At 61.5% G+C, this 13,551-nt stretch carries 14 protein-coding genes and 1 pseudogene; 12 read left to right on the top strand and 3 right to left on the bottom strand.

Annotated elements, in window-relative coordinates; translation table 11 throughout:
• Window positions 1–67: 67 nt before the first annotated feature.
• Window positions 68–430 (top strand): MmcQ/YjbR family DNA-binding protein, encoded by a 363-nt coding sequence (locus tag FEM01_RS02120; RefSeq protein WP_138217632.1) that lies wholly within the window; start codon window positions 68–70, stop codon window positions 428–430.
• Here FEM01_RS02120 and FEM01_RS02115 read toward each other — a convergent pair whose 3' ends face one another.
• Together FEM01_RS02115 and FEM01_RS02110 are read right to left on the bottom strand one after the other, a co-directional pair.
• Window positions 431–853, bottom strand: a complete 423-nt coding sequence (locus FEM01_RS02115; protein WP_138217631.1) for a DUF1294 domain-containing protein — start codon at window positions 851–853, stop codon at window positions 431–433.
• Window positions 853–1,683 carry an undecaprenyl-diphosphate phosphatase gene (locus FEM01_RS02110; RefSeq protein ID WP_138218156.1) on the bottom strand — a complete coding sequence of 277 codons (831 nt, stop codon included), beginning with the start codon at window positions 1,681–1,683 and terminating at the stop codon, window positions 853–855. Before FEM01_RS02110 ends, FEM01_RS02115 begins: the two co-directional genes overlap by 1 nt.
• Window positions 1,684–1,982: 299 nt before the next feature.
• Here FEM01_RS02110 and FEM01_RS24585 point away from each other — a divergent pair.
• From FEM01_RS24585 to FEM01_RS02100, 3 genes and pseudogenes are all read left to right on the top strand, one after another.
• Window positions 1,983–2,744: pseudogene (locus FEM01_RS24585) on the top strand (cache domain-containing protein); the annotation flags it as partial.
• A gap of 138 nt (window positions 2,745–2,882) precedes the next feature.
• Window positions 2,883–3,617, top strand: coding sequence for a methyl-accepting chemotaxis protein (locus tag FEM01_RS24580; RefSeq protein WP_416780031.1), 735 nt, complete (start codon window positions 2,883–2,885; stop codon window positions 3,615–3,617).
• A gap of 88 nt (window positions 3,618–3,705) precedes the next feature.
• Window positions 3,706–5,400, top strand: a complete 1,695-nt coding sequence (locus tag FEM01_RS02100; protein WP_138217629.1) for a DUF2599 domain-containing protein — start codon at window positions 3,706–3,708, stop codon at window positions 5,398–5,400.
• Window positions 5,401–5,451: 51 nt separating this feature from the next.
• On the opposite strand, the gene FEM01_RS02095 is transcribed toward FEM01_RS02100, so the two are convergent.
• Entirely contained in the window at window positions 5,452–6,675 is a 1,224-nt protein-coding gene (locus tag FEM01_RS02095) for a DUF2599 domain-containing protein (RefSeq protein ID WP_138217628.1), read from the bottom strand.
• Window positions 6,676–6,878: 203 nt separating this feature from the next.
• Here FEM01_RS02095 and pnuC point away from each other — a divergent pair, with 203 nt between their 5' ends.
• The 8 genes from pnuC to FEM01_RS02055 all read left to right on the top strand — a co-directional run bounded on the left by pnuC (window position 6,879) and on the right by FEM01_RS02055 (window position 13,436).
• Window positions 6,879–7,445: a nicotinamide riboside transporter PnuC gene (gene pnuC / locus FEM01_RS02090; protein ID WP_138217627.1), complete on the top strand. Its 567-nt coding sequence runs from the start codon at window positions 6,879–6,881 to the stop codon at window positions 7,443–7,445.
• A complete protein-coding gene (locus tag FEM01_RS02085; protein WP_138217626.1) occupies window positions 7,442–7,993 on the top strand; it encodes an AAA family ATPase in 552 nt (183 codons plus the stop codon). The genes pnuC and FEM01_RS02085 overlap by 4 nt, the downstream gene beginning before the upstream one ends.
• A 298-nt stretch (window positions 7,994–8,291) precedes the next feature.
• On the top strand, window positions 8,292–8,738 hold the full coding sequence (locus FEM01_RS02080; RefSeq protein WP_138217625.1) for a hypothetical protein: 447 nt from the start codon (window positions 8,292–8,294) through the stop codon (window positions 8,736–8,738).
• Between the two features lies 1 nt (window position 8,739).
• Window positions 8,740–9,309, top strand: a complete 570-nt coding sequence (locus FEM01_RS02075; RefSeq protein WP_138217624.1) for an adhesin — start codon at window positions 8,740–8,742, stop codon at window positions 9,307–9,309.
• Between the two features lie 51 nt (window positions 9,310–9,360).
• Complete coding sequence (locus FEM01_RS02070) at window positions 9,361–10,590, top strand: heme utilization protein (RefSeq protein ID WP_138217623.1); 1,230 nt, start codon at window positions 9,361–9,363, stop codon at window positions 10,588–10,590.
• Between the two features lie 63 nt (window positions 10,591–10,653).
• Window positions 10,654–11,343 carry a C39 family peptidase gene (locus FEM01_RS02065; RefSeq protein WP_138217622.1) on the top strand — a complete coding sequence of 230 codons (690 nt, stop codon included), beginning with the start codon at window positions 10,654–10,656 and terminating at the stop codon, window positions 11,341–11,343.
• 34 nt (window positions 11,344–11,377) lie between these two features.
• Window positions 11,378–12,118, top strand: a complete 741-nt coding sequence (locus tag FEM01_RS02060) for a hypothetical protein (protein ID WP_138217621.1) — start codon at window positions 11,378–11,380, stop codon at window positions 12,116–12,118.
• A gap of 46 nt (window positions 12,119–12,164) precedes the next feature.
• Window positions 12,165–13,436, top strand: coding sequence for a transporter (locus tag FEM01_RS02055; RefSeq protein WP_138217620.1), 1,272 nt, complete (start codon window positions 12,165–12,167; stop codon window positions 13,434–13,436).
• Window positions 13,437–13,551: the final 115 nt, after the last annotated feature.

Below are 13,551 nucleotides of genomic sequence, written 5' to 3'. Positions count from 1 at the left end.
GGACTGTGGCCGCTGAGTGTGGCCTTCGATGATGTGACGGCTTGCTTGCAAGCCTGTGGAGAGTGGTATGTCTGAGCAACCGATGAGCGAAGCGCAAGTGGCAGCCTTTTGCCTGGAACTGCCGGGTGCACGGGAAGACTACAAGTGGGGCGGCGTGCGGGTGTTCTCGGTGGCGGGGAACAAGATGTTCGCCGTGCTGGACCTGGCCGGCGCAGGGCTGTCGTTCAAGCTGGCCGATGATGTGTTCCTGGGCTACTGCGATCGCCCTGGAATTCGGCCGGCGCCCTACCTGGCGCGGGCGAAGTGGATCAGCATGGCTCCCCCCTACCCCATGGGCCGCAGTGAGCTTAGCGACCTGCTGCGGCGCTCGCACCAATTGGTGGTGCGGCGCCTGCCCAAGCGGGCGCAGGTTGGCTTGTTGCTGGACTGACTAGAGCACCCATCCAAACCAGCGCCCGCCCAGCAGCAGGTGGTCGAACCAGAACACTTGATGCAGGGCGACGATTGCCCAGCAAACCACCTGATACGACACCTTACGGGTCTTGTGACGGAACAGCTGCTGGGCCAACAAGGCTCCAGGCCATCCCCCCAGCAGTTCACTGGCGTGTAGCACCTTTTCCGGCGTGCGCCACGCCTGGGTGCGCGCCTGCTGCTTATCCTGCCAATACAGCAACAGGCAGATCATGCTCGCCACAGGGTACAGCGCCAAGGGCAACCACGACTGCGCGCCAAGCCCCATCTGCAAGCCCCCCAGCAGCGGCAGCAGGCACAACCCCGCCAATACCAGCAGTTTCAAGCGAGCATGTCGCACCCCCGGTGACGTGGGGCGTGCGTCGTTTTGTGCACGCATCATCAGCCCTGCGCCGTCGACCAGTCGACCCAGCCAAACTGCCAGGTAGCCAGGATCAACAGTCCAAAGACGATGCGATACCAGGCAAATACCGCGTAGCTGTGGTTAGCAATGAACTTGAGCAGCCCTCGTACGGCGATCATGGCGAAGATGAACGACACCACGAAGCCCAGGGCGAACACCGGCAAATCGGCGGGCTGGAAAAGCCCACGGTACTTGTAGCCCGAGTACACGGCGGCACCGACCATGGTCGGCATGGCCAGGAAGAACGAGAACTCGGTGGCTGCCTTGCGCGACAAGCCGAACAGCAAGCCGCCGATGATCGTCGAGCCGGAGCGCGAGGTGCCCGGAATCATCGCCAGGCACTGGACAAAGCCGATCTTCAACGCGTGCTGCCAATTCATCTGCTCGACATGCTCGACCGCTACGCGGTGCTGGCGCTGCTCGGCCCAAAGCATGATCACGCCACCGACCACCAAGGCCGCCGCCACGGTGATGGGGTTGAACAGGTAGTGGTGGATCAGGTCGGCGAACAACACCCCCAGCACCACCGCCGGCAGGAACGCGATCAGCAGGTTGGCGGTGAAACGCCGGGCCGGCGCCTGGCTTGGCAGGCCGACCACCACGTCGAGGATCTTGCGCCGGAACTCCCAGACCACCGCGAGGATGGCACCCAGTTGAATGATGATGTTGAACGCCATGGCGCGCTCGCCGCCAAAGTCGATCAGGTCGGCGACGATGATCTGGTGCCCGGTGCTTGAAATCGGCAGAAACTCCGTCAGGCCTTCGACCACGCCCAAGATGATTGCCTGCAAGGCACTCCACAAATCCATCATTCCCCCATGCAGAGGCTGCCGGCAGCAGGCCCCTGTGTTTTGATAAGCATAAATGTACCGCTCGCGGCGACGCCGTTTTACAGCGCCCCTTGGGTACAACGCCAGCGGAAAAGTTCACTGAGTTAAAGGTTTCATCTGAAGCGGCCGAAATCCTATCAGAGGCTTGGTTTGAACTCTCCAATCACCTGCAACACGGAATGTCTGGTCATACACATTAGCCGTTGGTCGAGTGGGGGCCAGTGTCAAAGCATGCTTGGATGCCCTTGATAACAAGAACAACACCGGAGTAATGCGTCATGAAGACCCTGAGATCGATGTCGATCAGCCGCCGTCTATGGCTGATCCTGCTGGTCGCCGTGGCCATGCTGGTAGTGCTGGGCCTGCTGATGCTGCGCCAGATTCATGGCGACCTTTACCACGCCAAGGCTGAAAAGACCCGGCATGTTGTCCAGACTGCCGCCGGGGTCCTGGCTTATTACCAAGGCCTGGAGGCCGCTGGCACGCTCAGCCGCGAAGCGGCCCAGCAACAGGCCCTCCAGGTCGTGCGCGGCCTGCGCTATGAAGAGAACGACTATTTCTGGATCAATGACCTGCAACCGAAGATGGTCATGCACCCTACCAATCCCAAGCTCGAAGGCCAGGACCTTTCGGCGATTCGTGACCCTGACGGCTTCGCCTTGTTCAACGAGATGGTCGCCCTGGCCCGCAGTCAGGGCGCAGGTCCGGTGGATTACCGCTGGCCCAAGCCAGGCGCCAGCGAGCCCGTGCCCAAGACTTCCTATATCCAACTGTTCAAACCATGGGGTTGGATCATCGGTTCAGGCGTCTACGTCGATGACGTACAGGCAGAGTTCATACGCCAACTGCGCGATGCCTCGCTAGTCGGTCTCGGTATTGCCTTGCTGATGGCCCTGATGGTGGTGCTGATAGCCCGCAGCATCGCCCAGCCGCTACAAGAGGCGGTGCAGGCGATGGGCAACATTGCCAGTGGCGAGAGCGACCTGACCCGACGCCTGGACACCCATGGCCGCGACGAGATCACTCACCTGGGTGAGCACTTCAACCGCTTCAACGGCAAGTTACAAGGCGTTGTCGGCCAATTGCAGGGCGCAGCCCATGCCCTGGCTGCCTCCGCCACCCAGGTTGGAGACAACGCAGGCGCCGCCCAGGCCACCAGCGCCCAGCAATCATTGCAGATGGATCAGGTGGCGACGGCCATCAACGAAGTCAGCTATGCCGTGCATGACGTGGCCAAGCACGCCGAACAGGCCGCCACCGAAATGCGCAACGCCCAGCAGCAGGTCGACCACGGCCAGCAGGCGATCCACGGCAGCCTGCAACAGATCGACCGACTGTCGATGACCATCGAGCAGGCCGTGCAGGTAATCCGTGAGCTGGCCAGCCACAGTACCCGTATCGGTGGTGTGCTGGAGGTCATCCGTGCTATCGCCGAGCAGACCAACCTGCTTGCGCTGAACGCCGCCATCGAAGCGGCTCGCGCCGGCGAGCAAGGCCGCGGATTCGCCGTGGTGGCCGACGAGGTGCGCCTGCTGGCCCAGCGCACCGCACAGTCCACCGCCGAGATCCAGACCATGATCGAGCACCTGCAAGGTCAGTCGGAGGCGGCGGTCAAGGCCATCGATACCAGCAGCGAGGCTTCCCGCCAAACCGTTGAACAAGCCCGCGAGGCAGGGACCAGCCTGGATGCCATCAGCCAGGCACTGCACACCCTCGGCGCGCTGAATGCTTCGATCGCCAGCGCCACGTTGCAGCAGTCCCACGTGGTCGAGGAGATCAACCGCAACGTTACCGAAACTGCCGGGCTTTCGCAGCAGACCGCAGAGTCGGCGCGCCAGTCCAGCGATGCCGGTACAGCGTTAGCCAGCTTGAGCGTGGAGCTGGAACAGTTGCTGCGCCAGTTCCGCGTCTAATAGCCTTCGGCCACCTGACATTTCTGACAGTAGACCGCTAGAAAGGCCGAACGCATGGTGATGTTTCCACTGCCCCAGGAGACTCACCATGCCCCGCCCGCCTCTGGTCCTTGCGTTACTGTTCAACCTGCCGTCTGCGCACGCAGGCCCAACCATTACCGATGCACTCGACCCGCAACAGACCACCGACCGCATCAACCGCAACTACACCCATGTCGTCGATGCCTGCGCCGAACCAGACACCGGCGCACCCCGAGGCCATTACTACTGCAGTGGCGTCACCTTGCGCATGGTCGACGATGGGACTTTCAACCCGTGGGACTACAGCCCCACGGCGCAGAAAATCGGTGCCAGCTCGTACTCCTGGATCCGCAAAGACCTGAGCACCAGCAAACTGGTGCGCCCGGCTGGCTTCATCCTGCGTACCCCCATGGATGCACGCGCCCTCGACCGACCGGTGATGGAAACCGGCGCCCTGTGCATCTTCAGCTTTGATGGCTGCACCAGCCCCAAGCGCGGCTGGTACGGGTGCGGTATGTACCCATCTGGTGACACCGCCGCCTGCAGCGCACAAGACGCAGCACCTGGCGTTCGCGACGATTCACGCGTACCCGCCAGCCCTCCTGCTCAGTCAGCGACCCTGCCTGCCAACCGCAACAGTGCGCTAGCCTTCGGCAGCTGCGACACCGAACAGGTCGACAGCGCCGACGCCTGGCGCAAGCGCTTCGCCGGCGGGGTCCAGAAAGGGCAATGTTCCTGGAATGCCGAACAGCCGACCGACTGGCAGGCGATGGTTCAGACGCACCAGAACCCTGGCAGCCAGCGCGAAGCCTGGATTACGCCAGACCAGTTCAACGAGTTCCTGATCCGTACCGCTTCGGACACCGCCGACGGCAGCGCCAACATGAAGTACATCGACGCGTTCATCTACAACCCCAATACCACCTTCGTCGCCAGCACCATCGGCGATACCAAACCCGCCACCCCCACCAACGGGCTACCTGTTGCGCAGAGCTTCCAGCGCAAGCTGTTCGCCCAGGGCTACGCAGTACCGGTGCTGCGCCTGGACTTCAACCAGCCGCCGCAGTACCGCTTCAGCTACCTAGCCGAGGATCAGGTGGTCAGCGTTGGGGTCAACGGTGCTATCGAGCTACGCTATATCCAGGCCGCCAATTGGGCGTTGCGCCTGGACCCAGGCTCCGGGCGCCAGGAATGGACCTTGGTGGTCGTCCCCAGCACACTGGGCAAGCAAAAGCAGGCCAGTGACCAGCAAGCCATCTACGACGAGCTGTTCAGGCTGCGCGGCAACGACCCGCAATGGCGCGACCACGAATCCAGCATAGGCAGCATGCGCCAGCAACTGGCTTGCCTGATCGGCAACTACCCCGCCAAGACCGTGTGGAACATCGAACCATTCAGGCCCAAGGTCAGCGACGCCGAGGCCACCAAGGCCGGCTGCAATCCCTATACACCGGCGAGCTCTGCGCTTATCGCCTCCTCTAGCTGGTCACAATTCACCGACACGGCCACCGGTGACCGACGTTGGGGCCTGCGGGTGATACCCTCCAGTGCAGGACGGTCGGCGTCCAATGAGGCGCTGTACCAGGAACTGTTCAGGCTACGCGGCAATGACCTGGAATGGCAGGAAGGTGGCGAAGGCAGCATGCGTGTGCAGTTGGCTTGCTTGCAGAACAACTACCGGACCAAGGCAGACTGGAACCTGGAGCCCTACCGTAGGGTGGTAAGTGATGCCCAAGCCAAGGCCTTGGGCTGCAACCCGTGACCAACTATGCTGTGCCTTGTGTTACGCCAAGGCACAGCATGGCATGACGGCTCACACCGGATTACAACCTGCGGCCTCTGCCTGCTCCTCGCTGACATTGGGTCTGAAGGGCTCGATATTGAATTCCTCCTTGTTGCGCGCAATGCGGTAGTGACACACCAGTTGCCTGCGCATGCCGCCGCCATCGTTCTGCATCCACTGATAATCGCTGCCAAATTTTCTGCGAAGCTCTGCATAGACAAGGTCGGATTCAGCGGATGTGCTCGAACGCCTACCTTTTTCTGTCAGCTTCAAGGAAAGCGTCCACTCCGGTTTACCCGTGCCAGGGTCGTCGCGCAGCACCCAGATGCCCGACTGGATGTACTCGTTGAGCGGTTGCTTTGCTCCCTCCTCGATTGCCTGATCATCCGCGTTGCAGGCAAACTTGGCAGTCCCGCCAGGGCGATCGGGCATGGTCAGGGCGATGATCGGTACCCAGACGCCGGTCTCGCGCCAGTAACGGTCCTGGTCCAGGCGCGCATCACTCATGCCTTCTTTGTCACCCGAGAGGTAAAAGAACGACTCGATAGGCAATGTCGAGTCGGCTTTGCCCCCGTCCCAGTTCGCCAGGCGCAGCTCGTTCTGCTTGAAAAACAAGTCGCCTCTGCGCATGGCACTGAGCGAAGCGTTGAAGTTGCGGGTGGCGTACTCGTCGAACTTATCAGCGACCGCAAAGCCACACAAATTGCGGTTATCGCCCTTGCCCTCGCGCTTGTATTGATCAAGCCAGGCATCGGCCGTGGTGATCTTTTGTACGTGACAGGCAGCGCCTTTAGCAGATGCCGTGGCCGCATCAGCCGTGCCACATCCATTATCGACTCGACCGTTGGTGCCACCATCGATGGGGAAAGCACACAGCACGGCGTATTTCTGCTTGGATACCGGTAACTCACTGATCGGCGTCAGGATGTAGCCGTTGTTCTGGTTCTCCACCAAGCGCCTGAAGTTGGCATCCTTGCGCAGGTAGGAAAACGATGTTCCCTGCGTCTTGCTCGACGTGGGGCTGACATCCCATGAGTTGTAGAGGCCTTCTACCGCTGCAGGTTCGGTCGCTCTCAGAATAATGCCCGAGCACAAAAACGCCGGTGATGAACTCTTACCACAATCGTTGGGGGTGGCTTCATAGCGTTTCTGCTGATTTTGCGCGGTTTCGACGCAACTTTGCGCATAGGCCAGCCCGCCGTTGATCGCGCACAGCACAGCGACAAACGTGAGCGAATATCGATGATTGGTCATTTTTCGATCCACTTTTCGATGAGGTTGCGAATGCACTTGCCGTGGGCGTCATCAGGCAGGAAAGTAGCAGCGAGAGTGGCTAGGCAGTGCGCCCGGCTTGAAGGTGCGCGCAGCAAGCCCCGGCCACAACTGGCAAAAATGACAGGTCGATCCCGGCGTTGCGGGGTACAATCACGCCCTCTTTTGCAACCCAAGGATCGCCGATGTCCGGCCTCGAACTCTTCGCCGCCGCGCTCGGCGTCATCGCCGTCTGGCTCACCGTCCGACAAAACCCCTGGTGCTGGCCAATCGGGTTGGTAATGGTGGTGCTCTACAGCTGGATCTTCTACGAAGTGAAGCTGTACTCGGACATGCTCCTGCAACTGATTTACGCAGTCCTGCAACTGTATGGCTGGTGGCAGTGGACCCGCCCGGACCGGGTCGAAGACGCACGCCAGGTATCAAGCCTGGGCCTGGCACCGATGCTCAAGGGCCTGGCTGCGGGCCTTGCCGGCAGTCTGCTATTGGGCGCTGCGATGGCTCACCTCACCGATGCCGCACAACCCTGGCTTGATGCCGCACTGACCGGTTTCAGCCTGGTCGCGCAACTGTGGATGGCGCACAAGCGCCTGCAATGCTGGGCGTTGTGGGTGGTGGTCGATGTGATCTTCGTCGGCCTCTTCCTCTATAAAGGCCTGTACCTCACTGCCGCGCTCTATGCCCTGTTCACCCTGATCGCCGTGCGTGGCTGGCTGGAGTGGCGCCGTGACCCGGCGCTGATCGGCGCATGAAGACCTTGGTGCTGTGCGGCCCGGAGTCCAGCGGCAAGAGCTGGCTCAGTGGCGAGATCCAAGCGCACTTCGGTGGCATGGTGGTGGGCGAGTACGTGCGCCACTTCATCGAGCGTGAGCAGCGCGATACCTGCTATGCAGACATCCCGGCGATCGCCCGCGGGCAACTTGCCTGGGAAGACCACGGGCGCCAGCAGGCGCCCGCCCTGCTGATCCTCGATACTCACCTGTTGAGCAACATCCTCTGGAGCCGCGCACTGTTCAGCGATTGCCCAGAGTGGATCGAACAGGCCCTGGACGAGCGCCACTACGACCTGCACCTGCTGCTGCGTCCCGAGGGCGTGGACTGGGTCAGCGACGACATGCGCTGCCAGCCACGCCTGGAAGAGCGCCAGGTGTTCTTCGACGACAGCTTGCATTGGCTGCAAAGTCGCCAACGCCCCTATCAAGTGATCGAGGGCAACTGGCACCAGCGCAGCGCCCAAGCCATGGCCGCCGTAAGCGACCTCCTTAATGGCCAGCTGCCAGCCTCCGCTACCGAGTGTTAATCCATTGATACACCGCCTGAGCATCCAGCCCCCGGTCTAGGGGGCCAGCGCCGAAAATGGGGGATGTGTCTCAGCCCTGAGACAGCTTTTCACAATCTCTTCACAACCCCCGTAGCAACGGGCCTTGAGTGGTTTTTCAAGGTGCCGCGTCTCAGCACTGAAACACCTGCGCAGGCCTAAAACCTCGTAACTCGCGCAACCTGTTGATCCCCAAGCGAAAACCCGAATTGGCACAACTTCTGCCCTAGCTCCTGGCAACGCTGACGCCGCACAGCAGCCAGAAGAAGGAAATGCCATCGTGGGGACATTCGACAAAGGCACCTGCACCGCCCGTCTTTTGCTGCTGGGGTGTGCATTGGGTTCGGCGCTGAGCCTGCCGGCCCAGGCAGGCGACGGTCAGATCGTAATCCTGCGCGATGTCCATCCGCGTATGGCCACGCGGGCGCCGCTGGTGCCCGACCCGCACCCTACGGCGATCAACGCCAATCCCTCGGCCGCCGTACTACGTCAGACCGGCGAACTCAATGACGGTGATTTTGCCAACGTCAGCAGCGGTGCCGGAATCAGCGGCATGATCGTGCAGCAGACCAATACCCTCGGCGGCAACCTCAGCCCGCAGAACACACTGCCGAACATGGCCAGCGGTCGCGGCAACGGAGGCGGCAGCGGTGGCGGCATTGCCAACATGGTCAACTCCAGCGTGCAGCAAGGCCTGGGCGCGCTGAAAGTGCTGGGGGGCAAATGACATGAAGCCTGTGCTGATCGCGCTCACTGCTTTCGCACTGCCTGCCCTGGCCCAACCGCCCGTGGTCAATACCGCCGACATCGACAGTTCCGGTGCCCGTTACCAAGGCGTGATGTCGGTCAACCAGGCTGCCGGTGACCAGCAGCAACAAGCCAACGCCCGGGCCATCGCGCTGGGTCATGAGGCCAGCGCGAATACGCAGATCCGCCAGCACACCCAGGCCTCGGCTGACCCATCCATGGGGGCTGCGGCCAACATCCAGGGCGATGCGTTCAGCCGTGGCAACGGCATCCTCGGCGTCAACCAGAGCGCCGGAGCCGGCAATCAGCAAGCCAACGCGGTACGCCTGAGCGTCAGTGCGCAACCGCTCAGTCTCGATGACAGCGTCCTGTTGCAGCAGAACGTGACGCTGATCAGCAACTCCGATGCGACTGACACCTCAACCGGCTATCGCCAGGTCAGCACCAGCGACCAGGCCTTCACCGGTAGCCGTGGGGTAATCCAGTTGAATCAGAGCGCAGGGGTAGGCAATCGAACCGCCAACACCCTGAGCGTCCGGGTCGCCAACTGACCCAAGCAGTCAGAACAACACTTAACCTAAAACACAGTACGGAGAATCACCATGAAACCCTCGATGGCCATCAAGCCTCTGGTTTTCGCAATTGCTGCGATCATGGCTGTAGCTGCGCAGGCGAGCGATCGGCGCGACCGCGATCATCGTCAACACGGCCCGACGATCATTCCGGTAAGTGCGACAGCGACGGCACACGACACCCAAAACAGCACCGGCAATCGAATCCTCAACGAGGGCACGATCAACCGGGCCGAAATCAGCAACTCGGCCAGTGGCACCAGCGGCAACGTCGGTATCAACGTAGCCTCGGGCAGCGGCAACCAGCAGGACAACGCCGCCGCCATCGCCAACTCCAGTGCCGCTGACATGGACAACGCGTTCGTCTTCGGCGCTGCCAATGCCACGGCCTACGTCAAGCAGTACAGCAACGACAACAAAGTTGCCAACTACAACACCACCGCTTCGGCTGTGATGAGCGGCTCGGGTAACGGTGGTTCGGGCAACATGGGCATCAACATTGCCGGTGGCGACCTCAACCAACAGAAAAACACCATGGCCATCGCCAACGCCAGCTCGCCGCAGGGTGGCAACTCCACGGCCACGGCGACCGCCGACCAGAACAGCCCTGGCCTGGTAGTGAACAACTATGCCGATCGCAACATGTCGGTGCAGACGGTCAGCCTGACCACCACCAACACCGGTTCCGCCTCGTTCAGCCACGAGTCGGAGTTGAACGTCGACAAATCGGCCTCCTCCAACTGGAGCAACGCGGGCACCTCGCACTATGAGGCCAGCGGCTCGAAATCCGGCCAGGCCAACTCCACCAGCAGCGCGACCCTGGCTGCCAGTGCCGATGGCTCGCTCAACACCAGCCAATCGGTCACCTTCACCCGTGGCGACGACACCCGCACCCGCAGCGCCGAGTCCACGGCCTCGTTCGATGCCACGCTCAATGGCAGCGTAGAAACCACCAAAGGCCACACCTACGACTCGTCATTCGAGAAGGCTTACGACTCGGCCTATGCCAACTCGGGTGAAAGCGCGTCGGCTTCGAACAAGAACGTGACCAAAAGCTACAGCGAGTCCAGTGCCTGGGACCTCAGCAACACCGTTTCCTTCCAGGTGCTGACGCCTAACGGCTGGTCGAACCCTGTCACCAATACCGCTACCCTCAGTGGTTCGGTCACCGGTGGCTCGGGCAACCTGGGTGTGAACGTGGCGGCCGGTGTGGGCAACCAGCAGAGCAACTCGCTGGCGATCTCCAACACCTCGTTCTGACCGTCGTGCGGTTGAGGCCCCCTTCGGGGGGCCTTTTCTACGCAACCAGAAGGGCGTTCGATCATGCGTATTCCTGCGTTGCTGGCCCTGCTTTGCCTGTCCGGCCTGACTCCTACCCTCCAAGCGGCGCAGATGCCGCTTTCAGTGCTTCCCGGGGGGGCGGTAGTGTTCAAGCCCATCCAGAGCGTACGTGAACGCAAGTTCGCCGATCTGGTGCAACAGAAAACCGACTTCAGCTGCGGCGCTGCGGCGCTGGCCACCATCCTGCGCCAGGCGTACTGGCTGGACGTCAGCGAGCACGAGGTCATCGAAGGCATGCTGGCCAATGCCGACCAGGACCTGGTGCGGGTACAAGGTTTCTCCATGCTGGATATGAAACGCTACGTCGAGAGCCTCGGTATGCGTGCACGTGGTTACCGGGTCGCCCCAGAGACCCTGAACGACGTGAAGATCCCGGTCGTGGTGCTGATGGACATCCGCGGCTACAAGCATTTCGTGGTGCTGCAGAAGGTCGAGCGCAACTGGGTCTACATCGGGGATCCGGTGCTGGGCCACAAGCGCTACGCGGTGGATGACTTCCTTAAAGGCTGGAACGGCATCATTTTCGCCGTGATCGGCCAGGGCTACGACAAGGCCAATGCCCTGCTCGATCCGCCCCAACCGCTAACCGCCAAGAACCGCATCAACAACTTCACCCCGGTCAAGGATTCGGAATTGATGGATTTCGGCTTCATTCGCAGTGATTTCTTCTAACGACAACGTGAGCATGATGCTCCGGGAGCATTCCATGAAGACGCCCACATGGCTGACCCTGATGTGCCTCGCGGTCAGCCTGCCGGTACAGGCACAGACGTTCCAGCCCATCGAACTGAAAGACCAGGAGTTGGCTAACCTGCGCGGTCGCTATGTGATGCCCGGGCGCATCGTAAGCTTCGGTATCGTCATGACCAGCACCTGGCAGAACGCCAATGGCGAAGTGATCGGGGCAACGTCCTCGATGCAGATCCAGCAATCGACCATCAAGCCGCAGTTCTACGTCACGATGGTCGATGAAAAAGGCACCGGCACCGCCACATCCCACGGCACAGGCAGCGTCACAGGTGGCGGCGGCTTGAACAACACCACTGGGGTTACCCAGGTGGTACGTGCCGCAGGCGATAACAACAGCGCCCTGAACAACGTCGGGATCACCGTCACCAAGGCCAGCCAGGCCACTGACAGCACGCCCCAGGGCGAGGTGCTCACCCCAGGATCGACTCTGGTGGGCGCCAACGGTGCAGGCTCGATGAGCGTCTCGGCTAGCGCTACCGGCGTGCAGATGAACATCGTCGCCGGGAATAACCAGGGCAGCACCGTGCAACGTCTGGCCGAAGGCGGGCTGCTGCAGAACACAACGCTGCTGGGCAACGGTAACCAAGTCAGCAACCTTACCTCGCTCAATGTGGTGCTGCGCGACAACATTCCGGCTGGCGCGACACTGACCAACAACCTCGATCAGCTCAAAGGCCTTCGCACCCTCGGATACTGATCTACGCTCATTTTCATCCTATAAAGCCTCAAGGGACGGCTACCCCATGCATCGATCGTTGACGTTCAGCGCTGTCGTCTGTGTGACCACCCTGGCGCCCTCCACGCTGCTCTATGCCGCTGCTGACCCGCAGGTCGAAGCACTCAAGCAGGAGCTGATCCAGCTCAAGCAGCGCTACGAGGCCCAACAGAACGCGTTGATGGTGCTGGAGCAGCGCCTGCGCCAGGTCGAGGAAGCCCCGCCTGCGCCGCAGCCCAAGCGCCTGGTCAAGTCTCCTGCACAACCTGCCAGAGGGACCCAGGCCGTGGCTGCCAACGGCTCGGGCAGCTCCTATGGGCAATCGCTCAAGGACGACTCGGAACCGGCGCAAAGCGTGTCCAACCTGTACGACGAGGCCAGTGGCTTTTTTGGCGGCGGCAAGTTCAGTGTCGAGACCGGCCTGACCTACACGCACTACGACACCCGAGCGCTGGTACTCAACGGCTTCCTGGCACTGGATTCGATCTTCCTGGGCGATATCAATATCGACCGCATCAAGGCCGATAACTGGACCCTGGACCTCACCGCGCGCTACAACGTGGCGCAGCGCTGGCAATTTGATATAAACGTACCCATCGTTTATCGCGACTCGACCTACTCCTCCGGCGGGGCTGGCGGGGCTGGGGAGTCCGAGTCGAGTGCCAGCGTAAGCCGCGACCCAACCCTGGGCGACGTCAACGTGGGCGTGGCGTACAAGTTCCTCGACGAATCCGAAAGCCTGCCCGACGCGGTGGTCACCCTGCGCGTCAAAGCCCCGACCGGCAAGGACCCCTACGGCATCAAGCTGCGCGAGGTGCCGGGCAACGACAATCTGGCCGTGCCGGAGAGCCTGCCGACCGGCAACGGGGTGTGGTCGATCACCCCCGGTATCTCGCTGGTCAAGACCTTCGATCCGGCCGTGCTGTTCGGCAGCCTTTCCTACACCTACAACATGCAGGATTCGTTCAGTGACATCAGCCCCAATGCAGGCACCAAGGTGCCGGGCGACGTGAAGCTCGGTGACTCCTGGCAGATCGGCGGCGGTATCGCGTTTGCCCTGAACGAAAAGATGAGCATGTCGTTCTCGGTCACCGACCAGTTCGCCCGCAAGAGCAAGATCAAGCAGGATGGCGGCGACTGGCAATCGATCACCAACAGCGACTACAACGCGGCGAACTTTAACGTAGGCCTGACCTTCGCCGCCAGCGAGAACCTGACCATCGTCCCCAACCTGTCCATCGGGCTGACCGACGATGCGCCAGACTTCTCCTTCAGCCTGAAGTTCCCGTACTACTTCTGACAGGTCATGCGCTAGCGGCGCCCGAGCAGCGTGCGGGCGCCAGCGTTTTGGTAACCGGTCTTGTCACAAGCCGCACGCTCACCTTCAGCCTGATATCATCCAGCACTTTTGTGTG

It is taken from the genome of Pseudomonas mosselii, assembly GCF_005796105.1.
In the GTDB taxonomy this organism is placed as follows: domain Bacteria; phylum Pseudomonadota; class Gammaproteobacteria; order Pseudomonadales; family Pseudomonadaceae; genus Aquipseudomonas; species Aquipseudomonas mosselii_C.
The sequence above is the reverse complement of the archived record's forward strand: the minus strand, read 5'-3'. Positions and strand labels throughout refer to the sequence as shown.